General features: G+C 61.3%; 9 protein-coding genes and 2 pseudogenes. 2 read left to right on the plus strand and 9 right to left on the minus strand.

What is annotated here, in order from left to right:
* Nucleotides 1–96: 96 nt before the first annotated feature.
* A pseudogene (locus tag AC0ZT5_RS17615) lies at nucleotides 97–737 on the plus strand (IS5 family transposase); the annotation flags it as partial.
* Between the two features lie 172 nt (nucleotides 738–909).
* On the opposite strand, the pseudogene AC0ZT5_RS17620 reads toward AC0ZT5_RS17615, so the two are convergent.
* The 9 genes and pseudogenes from AC0ZT5_RS17620 to AC0ZT5_RS17660 form a co-directional block, all read right to left on the minus strand.
* A pseudogene (locus tag AC0ZT5_RS17620) lies at nucleotides 910–1648 on the minus strand (ABC transporter ATP-binding protein); the annotation flags it as partial.
* Between the two features lie 30 nt (nucleotides 1649–1678).
* Nucleotides 1679–2470 (minus strand): ABC transporter permease, encoded by a 792-nt coding sequence (locus tag AC0ZT5_RS17625; RefSeq protein WP_184876711.1) that lies wholly within the window; start codon nucleotides 2468–2470, stop codon nucleotides 1679–1681.
* Nucleotides 2467–3381 (minus strand): ABC transporter permease, encoded by a 915-nt coding sequence (locus AC0ZT5_RS17630; RefSeq protein ID WP_425492274.1) that lies wholly within the window; start codon nucleotides 3379–3381, stop codon nucleotides 2467–2469. Before AC0ZT5_RS17630 ends, AC0ZT5_RS17625 begins: the two co-directional genes overlap by 4 nt.
* 65 nt (nucleotides 3382–3446) lie before the next feature.
* On the minus strand, nucleotides 3447–4553 hold the full coding sequence (locus AC0ZT5_RS17635) for an ABC transporter substrate-binding protein (protein WP_488497463.1): 1107 nt from the start codon (nucleotides 4551–4553) through the stop codon (nucleotides 3447–3449).
* A 243-nt stretch (nucleotides 4554–4796) separates the two neighbouring features.
* Nucleotides 4797–5969 carry an iron-containing alcohol dehydrogenase gene (locus AC0ZT5_RS17640; RefSeq protein ID WP_488497464.1) on the minus strand — a complete coding sequence of 391 codons (1173 nt, stop codon included), beginning with the start codon at nucleotides 5967–5969 and terminating at the stop codon, nucleotides 4797–4799.
* A 19-nt stretch (nucleotides 5970–5988) separates the two neighbouring features.
* Nucleotides 5989–7377, minus strand: coding sequence for an aldehyde dehydrogenase family protein (locus AC0ZT5_RS17645; RefSeq protein ID WP_488497465.1), 1389 nt, complete (start codon nucleotides 7375–7377; stop codon nucleotides 5989–5991).
* Nucleotides 7378–7552: 175 nt separating this feature from the next.
* The gene (locus tag AC0ZT5_RS17650; protein WP_488497466.1) at nucleotides 7553–8923 is read right to left on the minus strand and encodes a glutamine synthetase family protein; all 1371 of its coding nucleotides are present in this window, start codon (nucleotides 8921–8923) and stop codon (nucleotides 7553–7555) included.
* A gap of 87 nt (nucleotides 8924–9010) precedes the next feature.
* Nucleotides 9011–10567, minus strand: a complete 1557-nt coding sequence (locus AC0ZT5_RS17655; RefSeq protein WP_477285816.1) for an amino acid permease — start codon at nucleotides 10565–10567, stop codon at nucleotides 9011–9013.
* A gap of 20 nt (nucleotides 10568–10587) precedes the next feature.
* Complete coding sequence (locus AC0ZT5_RS17660) at nucleotides 10588–11406, minus strand: N-formylglutamate amidohydrolase (protein WP_488497467.1); 819 nt, start codon at nucleotides 11404–11406, stop codon at nucleotides 10588–10590.
* A 237-nt stretch (nucleotides 11407–11643) separates the two neighbouring features.
* On the opposite strand from AC0ZT5_RS17660, the gene AC0ZT5_RS17665 reads away from it, so the two are divergent.
* Nucleotides 11644–12471, plus strand: coding sequence for a MurR/RpiR family transcriptional regulator (locus tag AC0ZT5_RS17665; protein ID WP_457150364.1), 828 nt, complete (start codon nucleotides 11644–11646; stop codon nucleotides 12469–12471).
* Nucleotides 12472–12732: the final 261 nt, after the last annotated feature.

Here is a 12732-nt window from a genome sequence, read left to right on the forward strand (position 1 = left end):
TAAGGCTTGTTGAGATTCGGGATTCCCCCTGAGCCTGGATTGTGATTCAAGCTTTGGATGGAACGATTTGTGCTGACGGACGCCCAATGGGCGAAGATGGAACCGCATTGCCTGGGTAAGCCAAGCGATCCCGGACGAAGTGGCGGTGACAATCGCCGCTTCATCGAAGCCTTGCTTTGGATCGTGCGGACAGGAAGTCCGTGGCGTGACCTTCCAGCCTTCTTCGGGAGCTGGAACACCGTTTTTAAGCGCTACCGCGATTGGGTCAAAGCCGATGTTTTCGTTCGGCTTTTCGAAGCCTGTTCGGATGAACCGGACATGGAATACGCCATGGTTGATGCCACCATCGTCAAGGTCCACCGCCACGGACAGGGCGCAAAAGGGGGACTCAAAGCCAGGCCATAGGCCGCTCCAAAGGCGGCATGACAACCAAAATCCTGGCACTCACCGATGCACTTGGCAATCTTGTGCGCTTTGTCCTCTTGCCCGGCCAGCGGTTCGATACGGTCGGCGTTGCACCACTTATCGATGGTGTCTGGTTCGGCGGCTTGATCGCCGACAAAGCCTTCGACAGCAACACCATCATTGCCGATCTGAATGAGCGCGGCGCCAAGATCGTTATTTCACAGCACTCACGTCGTACTTTTCCGCTGCCGCTCGACAAGGAACTCTACAAATGGCGCCACCTCATCGAGAACTTCTTCTGCAAACTCAAGGAATTCAAACGTATCGCCATGCGAGCTGACAAAACCGACCAGAGCTTCGCAGCCTTCATCAATCTCGCAGCCGCCGTCATAAATTCACGCTGAATCTCAACAAGCCTTAGGTCGCCGGACTTCGAGCCGTTGAGCTTGCCCTTGAGCGAGACTTCCTGCGTGTCGACTTGCACTTTGCCGGATGCAGCATCGGTGACCTTGCCTTCGAGCACGTTCAGCGTACCGACGAAATTGGCGACGAACTTGGTTGCCGGACGGTTGTAGATCTCGAACGGCGTGCCGACCTGTTCGGCCTTGCCGCCGTACATGACAGCAATGCGGTCCGAGATCGACAGCGCCTCTTCCTGGTCATGGGTGACGAAGATGGTGGTGATGCCGAGCTTCTTCTGGATGGAGCGGATTTCCTCGCGCAGCGACACGCGCACCTTGGCGTCGAGCGCCGAAAGGGGTTCGTCCAGCAGGAGCAGCTTCGGCTTCGGCGCGATGGCGCGGGCCAGCGCTATGCGCTGCTGCTGGCCGCCCGAGAGCTGGTAGGGATAGCGATCCGCCATCTGCGGCAGTTTGATGATGCCGAGCATCTCGGCGACACGAGCATCGATGTCCGCCCTGGGCATGCCGGCTACCTTCAGGCCGAAACCTATGTTCTGTGCCACCGTCAGGTTCGGGAAGAGTGCGTAGGCCTGGAACACCATGCCGACATTGCGCTGGTTGGGCTTCAGCCTGGTAATGTCCTTGCCACCGACGACGATCTTGCCGGCTGTCGGTTCCTCGAAGCCCGCCACCATGCGCAGCACGGTGGTCTTGCCGCAGCCGGACGGACCGAGGAACGAGACGAATTCGCCACGCTCGACGTCGAGATTGAAATCCTCCACCACCGTGGTGGCACCGAAGGATTTTCGCACGTGCTGGATGGAGAGGAACGGGTCGGCCATGGTGTTGTTCTTTCGATCAGTACTTTTCGATCAATTGGGGCGGTTCGCCGATCTCGGCGCGAAGCGGGACAGGATCTGGATCAGCGACATGCAGCCCCAGGTGATGGCAAAGGCGATGATGGCAAGGGCTGCCGGCTCATAGGCGCGGTTGGCGCCGATGTTCTGTAGATATGGGCCGAAAGCTGGCCGGTTGAGCAGGCTGGCCATGGTGAACTCGCCAATGACGATCGCGAAGGTCAGGAACGCGCCCGACAGCACCGCGATCAGCACATTGGGCAGGATAACGCGCGTGATGATCGTCGACCAGCCGGCGCCAAGGATCTGCGCCGCCTCCGTCAGCGTTCGCACATCGATGGTTCTGAGCCCGGTGTCGACCGCACGGTACATATAGGGCAGTGAAAGCGTGGCATAACCGATAACCAGCAGGGCGTTCGTACCGGTGTCGCTGGCCAGGAACGGCAGCGGCGAGTTCGATCCGTACATCCTGATATAGCCAAAGACGATGACGATGGCTGGAATGACCAGCGGCAACAGCGTGATGAACTCTACGAGCGGCCGCAACTGCGGCAGGCGCAGCCGGATCCAGTAGGCGGCCGGCACCACGATCAGCACGCCGAGGATGATGGTGAATACGGCGGCAAGCACTGAATAGCCGAACGTCGCCTGGAAGCGAGGATCGCCCAACACCACCTTGTAGGCGTCAAAGGAGTACGCCCCACGCCGCATGCGCATGGAAAACTCCACCGTCGCGATCAGCGGGATGAAGAAATAGGCCGCGCCCAGCGCGAAGACGACCCAGGCCCAGAACTTTCCCGACTTCATTTGAGCCACCTCTCGGAACGGGTCCGGAACCAAATATAGAAGACATTGGCTAGGCCGGTGATGAAGATCATGCCGAAGGCGATCGCGTAGCCAAGATGGGCATTATGCAGCACGTCGCCGCGAATCTGCGCGTAGAGCAGGATCGGCACGATATTGAGCGACGAGCCTGTCAGCGCATAGGCGGTGGCGATGGCGCCGAAGGCGTTGGCGAACAGCAGGATGACCGTGCCAAGGAAACTTGGCCAGATCACCGGAATGACCACCATGCGCCAGTATTGCGCCATGGTTGCACCGAGTGTCGCGGCGGCCTCGCCCCACTCCTTCTTCAAGCCGTCTATTGCCGGCACGATGATCACCACCATCAGCGGGATCTGGAAGTAGACATAGGTCAGCGTCAGCCCCCAGAAAGACAGGATGTTGAAGCCGTGAGCGTAAATGTTGAGGCCGAAAAAGGTGTTCAGGATCACCGTGGCAAGGCCAAGCCGGCCGAGCGTGGCGATAAAGGCGAAGGCCAGCGGCACACCGGCGAAATTGGAAGCGACACCGGAGAAGGTCAACGTTGCGGAGCGTATCCATTCCGGCAGACCGCCGCGCACGATCGCGATGGCGATGGCGAGACCGGCGAAGGCACCAATCAACGATGAGGCAAGGCTGACCTTGATCGAAATCCAGTAGGCGGCAACGATCGACGGCTGCGCCAGTGCTGCGATATTTTCGAAGGTGAACTCACCCGCATCATTCTGGAAAGCGCCCAGCATCAGATAGAGCGTGGGCAAGATCAGGAACATGATGGCAAAGATGAAGAAGGGGGCAACGCCGAACCACTGCGTCGGCAGCCTCATGCTGCGTGCCTCGGCGGGAGGCGCGGTCTTCCCGGTGACAGCGTGGTCTGACATTGGGATATCGGTCATGCGCCGGCTACCGTCTTCGAGAAAAGGAGACCGGGCGACCTCAAGGCCGCCCGGCATGGTATTGGTTACTTGACGTTGGCGCCGACGACCGCATCCCAGTTCTTGGTGATGGCTTCCTTGGACTTGGCTTGCTCGTCCAGCGTCGGGAACACCGCCGCGGCATAGGATTCGGCCGGCGGCAGCTTAGCCAGCACGTCCGCGGGGATCTTGCCGTTCTTGGCAAGGTCGTTGAAGCGGATCGGGTGGCAATAGCCCTTCAGCCAGCCGATCTGGCCTTCGTCGGAATAAAGGTATTCCAGCCACAGCTTGGCAGCGTTCGGATGCGGCGCGTAAGCGCTGATCGCCTGCACGTAGACACCGGCAACGACACCGGTCTTCGGCACGACGACGTCGACGGGCGGGTTGCCCTTCAGCGTGTCACGACCGGCGAGCGCGTTGTAGTCCCAGGTGATCAGGATCGGAGTCTGGCCCTGGGCGAGGGTCGCGGCCTTGCCGATGACCGGGACGAAATTGCCGGCGGCGTTCAGCTTCTTGAAGAAGTCGAGGCCAGCAGTGCCGGCGGCTTCACCAGCAGCGGCGCCCGACGACAGGCCAGCAGCATAGACGCCCTGGATAGCCTGGTTCGACGCGCGCGGATCGCCGGCCAGTGCGACGGTGTTGGCGAATTCCGGCTTCAGCAGATCGGCCCAGTCAGCGGGAGCTTCCTTGACGATGTCCTTGTTCACTTGGAAGGACAGCACGCCGTAATAGTCGCCAGTCCAGTAGCCTTCAGCATCCTTGGCGCTGTCGGGGATCGAGTCCCAGGTCGACACCTTGTAAGGCTGGATCAGACCATCCTTCTTGGCCGACGGGCCGAAGGACAGGCCGACGTCGATGACGTCAGGCGCCTGCGGACCCTTGTTGTCCTTGTTCGCCTTGATTGCCTCGACCTCATCGCCGGAGCCGGCATCGGGGTTGAGTTCGTTGACAGTGATTTCGGGATACTTCGCCTTAAAGCCGGCGATGACGTCACCGTAGCCGCACCAGTCATGTGGCAAGGCGATGGTGGTGAGCTGGCCTTCGGCCTTGGCGGCCTTGACGAGATCGTCCAGCGAAGCCGCGGACGAAATCACCGACGACACCATCAGGGTCGCGGCCGAAAGGGAAAGTACTTTCCCCGTGAATTTGAACATGTGTTCTCTCCGTTGAACTGACGCCGTTGGACGCCTGCGATCCGGTATCGTTTTCATGTGACAGCCAGATGAAAGCTTTGTGAAACCGGCTGCTCGCAGCGCGAAAAGTTAACTCTTTTTAACCGGCTGTAGCAATTAGCCATCACTTATTTTTCCGGCTAATTACTTTCTGCCATGTGTTTCATCCCTTCCCCCTTGGTTTGCCCTGATTTTTCCAGATCAATCTTCAACAAGAAAACCGTCTTACACCGTGCCGGCGATAGCGTTTTCAAGCAAGGTCAGGGCCGCCTTCTTGGTCAGCTTGACCGGGTTGCCGCCTGCGGTCGGATCGACCACCGCCATGTCGGCGATGAGCCCCTTGCGCTTCTTGTCCATGTCGAGCCCCTTGATCAGGCCCGGCAGCGCATGTGGCACCTTGAGTTCCCTACGCAATTTGATGATCGCCTTGGCGAAGCCGTCGAAGCCGCCCTTGATGCCGCAATAGGCGGCAAGCCGCCCGATGCGCTCCTCGATGGAGTCCCTGTTGAAGGCCAGCACATAGGGCATGAACACCGCATTGGTCATGCCGTGATGGGTGTCGTACAGCGCGCCGACCGGATGCGACAGCGAGTGGATGGCGCCCAGCCCCTTCTGGAAGGCGGTGGCGCCCATCGCGGCGGCGCTCATCATATGGGCACGCGCGACGAGATCCTTGCCGTTGGCATAGGCCTTCGGCAGGTTCTCGAAGACCAGACGGACACCTTCGACGGCGATGCCGTCGGCCATCGGATGGTAACCCGGCGCGCAATAGGCCTCGAGGCAATGGGCAAGCGCATCCATGCCGGTGCCGGCGGTGATGAAGCCGGGCATGCCGACCGACAGTTCCGGATCGGCAATGACGATGGCCGGCAGCAATTTGGGATGGAAGATGACCTTCTTGGTGTACGTCGCTTCATTGGTGATGACGCCGGCGCGGCCGACTTCCGATCCGGTACCGGCTGTGGTCGGCACCGCGATGATCGGCGCGATCGCGTCGGAATTGGCGCGCGTCCACCAGTCGTCGACATCCTCGAAGTCCCAAACCGGCCGCGTCTGGCCAGCCTGGAAGGCGATCAGCTTGCCGAGATCGAGCGCCGAGCCGCCGCCGAAAGCGATGACGCCGTCATGCTTGCCTTTCTTGAACACCGCGATGCCGGCGGTCAGATTGGACTCGACCGGGTTCGGCCTCACTTCGGAAAAGACGCCGTAGGGGACCTTGGCATCGTCGAGGATCTTCAGGGTCGAGGCAACGACCGGCAGTTTCGCCAGGCCGGGATCGGTGACGAACAGCGGCCGCTTGATGCCGGTAGCCGCCAACACCTCAGGCAGTTCCTTGATGCGTCCGGCGCCGAAGCGGACGGTGGTGGGGTAGTTCCATTTGGAGATCAGCTTGGACATTTTTTGTCTTTCGAAAAAATCAGATGGCTTCGCGCAGGTGGAACGACTTCGGCCTGGTCAGATTGTCATAGCCGATGGCCGACAGGGCAGCACCCTTGCCGGTGTCCTTGACGCCGGTCCAGACCAGGGCCGGATCGAGGTAGTCGCAGCGGTTCATGAACACCGTGCCGGTCTCGACGCGGTTGCCGATCGCGACGGCATGCTCTGTATCGCGGGTCCAGATCGAAGCGGTCAGCCCATAAGGGCTGTCGTTCATCAGCGCGATCGCCTCTTCATCGTTGCACACCTTCATGATGCCGACGATCGGCCCAAAACTCTCCTCGCGCATGACGCTCATCTGATGGTCGACTTGCGTCAGCACTTCCGGCGCCAGATAGGGCGAGCCGGCCTTGTCATTGGCCACCTTCATGTTGATGTGCGCCACCGCGCCCTTGCGCAGCGCTTCGGCCTTCTGCTCGCGGATCAGGTCGGCGAAACGCGCCTGCGCCATCGGCCCCATCGTCGTTGCCTGGTCGAGCGGATTGCCGACGACGTAGTTCTTGGTCTCGGCGATGAAGCCCTCGACGAACTCGTCATAGACCCTTTCGTGCACGTAGACGCGCTCGATGCCGCAGCAGCACTGGCCGGAATTGTAGAAGGCGCCATCGACCAGATTGGCGACCGCATGATCCATCTTGGCATCAGGCAGCACATAGGCCGGATCCTTGCCGCCAAGCTCGAGGCCGAGTGTCATGAAGGTACCGGCCGCCGCCTTTTCGATGGCGCGGCCGCCGCCGACCGACCCTGTGAAATTGACGTGGTCGATCTTGCCCGAACCGAGCAGCTTCTCGGTCTGCGCATGGTTGAGCACGACGTTCTGGAACACGCCCTTGGGCAGGCCAACCTTGTCGAAAGCCTGTTGGAAGCGCTCGCCAACCAGCAGCGTCTGCGCCGCATGCTTGAGGATGACGGCGTTGCCGGCCATCAGCGCCGGAACGATGGTGTTGACCGCGGTGAGGTAAGGATAGTTCCACGGCGCGATCACCATGACCACGCCGAGCGGGTCCTTCTTTACATAACGCCGGAAGCCGTCCTTCGGGTTGGAAGCCGGCACGGCCTTGAGCGCCGCCTCGGCGATCTCGACCATGTAGTTGGTGCGCTCCTTGACGCCGCCGAACTCGCCGCCATAGCGCACCGGGCGCCCCATCTGCCAGGCGATCTCCGGCACGATCTCGTCGGTCATCGCGACCAGCGCTTCCAGCATCGCCAGCATGTACTTGCCGCGCTCGACGATCGGCGTCTCGGCCCATTTCTCCTGCGCCGCCTTGGCGCGCTCGACCGCGGCATTGATCGCCTGGTCCGTTGCCACGGGCCGCTCGGCGTGAATCGAGCCATCGATGGGGGATTTGAGTTTGACCGTCTCGGTCATTTTGTAAGTCCTCGCATTCTACAACAAAATCTTGTGGCTTGGCGGCGCCCTCGTCCGCCTGCCCGGCACCTTCGCCTCGTATGGTGACGGGGGAAGTGCTCCGGCGCGGGCATCCCCTGCCCGTGTTTGACGGGAGGGGTAGGGTGAGAGGCGGCGCCAACGTTCGCCGGTTAGTTTAATACCGCTCGAACCCCCTGTGCAGCTCCCAATCCGTAATGCGGCGGTCGTATTCGAACTGCTCCCACTTTGCGGTGTGGACATAATGTTCGAGCACGTCCTCGCCGAGCGCCTGCTTGAGCATCTTCGATTTCGCCAGCGTCTCGGTGGCGTCGCGCAGCGTCTTCGGGATCTCCGGCAAACGCGACGCCTGGTAGGCATCGCCGACGAACGGCTGCTGCAGTTCCAGCTTCTCGTCGATGCCGGCAAGGCCGGCGGCGATCAGCGCCGCAAAGGCGAGATACGGGTTGAGGTCGGCGCCGCCGATGCGGCATTCCATGCGGATGCCCTTGGTGCCCTCACCGCACAGCCGGAAGCCGGCGGTGCGGTTGTCTTCGCTCCACATGATCTTGGTCGGCGCGAAGGTGCCTGCCTGGAAGCGCTTGTAGGAGTTGATGTAGGGCGCCAGGAACCAGGTGAATTCCTTGGCGTATTTCAGCTGTCCCGCCGCCCATTGCTGGCCAAGCGCCGACAGCGACCAGTCAGCCTTCTTGTCGAAGAACAGCGGCGTCTTGCCGTCGGCGCTCCACAGCGAATTATGGATATGGCTGGAATTGCCGGCCAGCCCGTAATTGTACTTGGACATGAAGGAAATCGCCTTGCCTTCGGACTCGGCAATCTCCTTGGCACCGTTCTTCAGGATGACGTGGCGGTCCGCCATGTCGAGCGCTTCGGCATAGCGCACATTGATCTCTTCCTGGCCTGGGCCCCACTCGCCCTTGGAGTTCTCGATCGGGATGCCGGCCGCTTCCATCTCGTTGCGAAGCCGGCGCATGACGCCTTCTTCCTTGGTGGTGATGCCGATCTGGTAGTCGCCGATGTAAGGCGAAGCGGTGTCGAGACCCTGCCAGTGTTTCTTGCGGGCGGAATCGTAGGTCTCGTTGAACAGATAGAATTCGAGCTCGGAAGCGAAATAGCCGATATAGCCGCGCTCCGTCAGCCGCTTGACCTGTTTCTTCAGGATGGCGCGCGGCGAATGCGGCAGGTCGTCATGCGTGTGGTGGTCGAGCACGTCGCAGATCACCAGCGCCGTCTTCTCCAGCCACGGAATGCGCCGCAGCGTCGCCAGATCCGGCTTCATGACGAAATCGCCATAGCCCTTCGACCAGCTCGCCGCCTTGTAGCCGGGCACCGGCTCCATATCGATGTCGGCGGCCAGGAGATAGTTGCAGCCATGCGTCTCGTCATGCGCGGAATCGACGAAATACTGCGCCAGGAACCGTTTTCCCGCCAGCCGCCCCTGCATGTCGACGATGCAGGCCAGCACCGTGTCGATCTCGCCACTGGAGACCGCTTTCTTCAACTGATCGAACGAGGAATTTCCGGCCATTCCTTTGGCACTCCAGCGCTTGAGCTTTGAACAGGTTAGACAAAACCATGGCCGGCGCGATGCCGGCCATGGCCAGGATGGTTGATGTCAGTGACCAGTTTCGCCGACGGCCTGTTCCGCCGCCTTGATGGCTGCCTGACGCGCCGCGATGATGTCGCCGAGCGGCGGACCCTGGAACCGGTTCCGTTCGAAGGCGAACCAGACGATCGCCGTCAGGATGAAGAAGCCGACGGTGATGTAGAGCGCCCAATCGTTCGGCGGCTGGATGCCGATGACGAAGATCAGGATCATCGACACGATCGACAGGAAGGCGAACAGCATAAAGACGCCGCGGCCCATGTTCCACGGACCCATCTTGTCCCACTTCGGTGTGCCCCATGCCAGCATGCCGAGCACGATCGGCACGGTGAAGGACAGGAACAGGAAGATGACGGTGCAGGACACGACGATGGTGTAGGCCGAGGTGCCGGCGACCGACACCAGCGTCGAACCCCAGACGAACAGCACCGACAGGATCGACGCCGTCCAGATCGCCGCCACCGGCGTGCGGTAGGTCGGGCTGACCTTGGCGAGTGCCGATGAACCCGGCAGGCCGCCGTCACGCGAGAAGGCGAAGATCATACGCGAGGCAGAGGTCACGGTTGCGAGGCCGCACAGAAGCTGCGCGACGAACACGACGAGGTACACGAACTCCTTGACACCGGGGCTGACGCGCTGGTCGAAGGCCCAGAAGAACACGTTCCAGCCCTGCTTGGCGGCGTCGTCCATGTTCGGGATCATCAGCACGAAGGCGGCCAGGAACAAATAGCCGAAGACGGCCGACCAGATCACCGACATGACCATGGCGCGCGGCACCGAGGAGGCTGCCTTGATGGTTTCCTCGGAGGTGTGCGCGGAAGCATCGTAGCCGGTGATCGTATAGATCGGCAGCAAGAGGCCAAGTGCGAACACCCAGGCATTCGAAACCGACGGCCAGACGCTGGCGCCGGCATCGCCGGAGTAGTTGTGGAAGGTGAACAGCCGGCTGAAATCCCAGGTCTCGGCGGAGAGAAGGCAAACGACCGCGATCAGGATCGAACCGAAGAAGATCAAATAACCCGAGAAGTCGGTCAGCTTCGCCGTCAGCTTGATGCCGAGATGATTGATCAGTGCCTGGGCGCCGGTGATGATGACCAGGAAGATCATCTGGTTGGTCAGCGTGCCCTCGATGCCGAGCGCCGGTCCGAAGGCGCCGACGAAGAACGTCCAGGTGCCGACATTGATGGCGCCGAGCACGGTGATCAGGCCGAGCAGGTTGAGCCAGGCCGTGACCCAGCCGGTGCCGCGGTTACCGAGAATCGAACCCCAGTGATAGAGGCCGCCGGCAGTCGGATAGGCCGAACTGATCTGCGACATAGCGACCGCGAAGGTCAGTGACACGAAGCAGCCGACCAGCCAGCCGATGCCGATGCCGATGCCGCCGGCGCCGGAGGTTGCCTGGGCCAGCGAATTGATGCCGCCCGAAAGGATGCAGATGATCGAGAAGGAAACGGCGAAATTTGAAAAGCGGCTGAGGCGCCGCTCCAGTTCCTGGGCGTAACCCATGCTGTGGAGGGCCTTTACGTCCTCCGCCTTGTCAACTTCAGTATATCCCGGTGCTGCCATTGGAAGTCCCCTGTTGGTTCTTAGCTGGCCGATTGAACTGACTTTCCGACTTTATGCGATCTGGCGTGTCCGGCCCCCTGTGGCTCCAGATCCGAAAAAATACCCGTGAGCAGATCCGCCCATTTCCGCTGCCCGGTCTCGCCGGCGATTTCGTCGTTGCGGATTTCGATCATCGCGCACGGCAGGCCGCGCGAACGTGCGTGCCGCTCCAGCGTGAAATAGACGCGGTCGGCAGGCGAATAGGGCTCGTTGACGCCGACGGTGACGCCGGCAAGCCGTTTCAGCGCGCCAATCAAAGGCGATGCCAGCCGGCGGTCCTCGTCGTGAATGATGCCGACATGCCAGGGCCGGTTGCGGCCCTTGTAGACAGGCGTGAAGGAATGCACGGAAACCAGGCGGGTTTCCTGCCCGCGCGCCAGCCTGCCGTCGACAATCTGCTCGATGGCAGCATGAAACGGCTGCCATGACAGCGCGACACGGGCCGCGCGCTGCTTGTCCGACAGGCCGGTATTGCCGGGTATCGCCGTGGTCTCGCTGACCGGCGGCACCAGATCGGGCGCATCGAGCGGACGGTTACAGTCGATGACGAGGCGCGAAATGCGGGTTTCGACCAGCGTCGCGTCAAGCGCCTCGGCCATGCGGCGGGCAACCGGCAGCGCACCGGGATCCCAGGCGATGTGACGGGACAGGTCCTCGGCGGCGAGGCCGAGCGTGCCGAATTCGGCCGGAAGGAAATTCGAGGCGTGATCGCAGGTCAGCACGAAAGGGCTCGATCCGCCGGGGTTGGTCACCCTCACGGTATCAGACGATGCAAGGCTGGCGGGCCGTGCTTGCTCCATAGTCTGCCGTCCCCGGGGAGCGCTGTATCGTATGTTACGTATTTTGTCTCATTGCGTCCCTATGGATGATTTCATACAGTTTACCCGGCTTTGTCAAATGCGATTTCGGAAAAGGCAGTGGACAGGGCCGAAGCATTTTGCAGCCAGGTGGAATCACCCGGCGTCGCGGAAATGCAGCCAAGACAAACAGACGGAGCCGGATGGTTTTAACCATTCCGCTCCGGGGGCGGGGAAAAGATGATTTCCAGCATTGCCGAACTGATCGCCGACCGCGTCGGCACGATGCCGGCCAGTGAAAGGCGCGCAGCCCAGACCCTGATCGCCAGCTATCCGATGATCGGGCTCAAGACGGTTGCCGAATTCTCGGCCGCGGCAGGCGTCTCTTCGCCGACGATCCTGCGCTTTGTTGCCCGGCTCGGCTTCCAGAATTACCCCGAATTCCAGTCGAGCCTGCAGGACGAACTGGCGGCGCAGCTGCAATCGCCGGCGATAAGGACGCTCAACCCGCCCTCGCCCGGCGGCGGCACCGCCTCACCGATGCTGGAAGCGACGCTCGACAATATGCGCGAGACGTTCAGGCACCTGTCCGACAAGCAGCTCGCCGACATCGCCGCCCGCCTTGCCGACCGACGCGGCAAGACCTTCCTGATTGGCGGCCGCTTCACCGATCCGCTGGCGCGTTACATGGCCGCCCACCTCGCCATCATCCAGCCCGAGGTCTTTCACCTCGCCGGCCAGGAAAGCATGTGGCGCGACCGGCTAATCGACATGGGCAAGCGCGACGTGCTGGTGATCTTCGACATCAGGCGCTACCAGGACAGCCTCCTCCGTTTCGCCGAGAAGGCACATCAGCGCGGCGTACAGATCGTGCTGTTCACCGACCAGTGGCTGTCGCCGATCGCCCGCTTTGCCCGCCACGTCATTGCCGGACGAACCGCGGTGCCGTCGGCATGGGACTCTTCGGCAGCCCTCTTCGTCGTCGCCGAAACACTGATCGGAGCCGTCACAAGGCAACTGGAAGCAGAAGGCGCCAAGCGCATCCGCGAGATGGAAGGTCTGCGTTAGACCGTCAACGTTACACAGATTTAATGTGCGCAGACACTGGCGAGTTGTCATAAAGGCGCGATATCGGGGCGTCTTCTTGCCTTAGAATAGCCTCGCTGCGTCTGCTTCCTTTCGGGAAACCGCCAATGCATGTCGCTCAAAAGTGGCCGCGGTTTTGAGATAACGACATGCATCAACAAAAGACCTAAAGCGCGTCACATGAATCCGTTTCGACGCGACGCGCTTTAGACGGAAGGATCGTTTTGCCCAACCGGAGTGCCT

The organism is Mesorhizobium sp. CNPSo 4670, assembly GCF_057784235.1.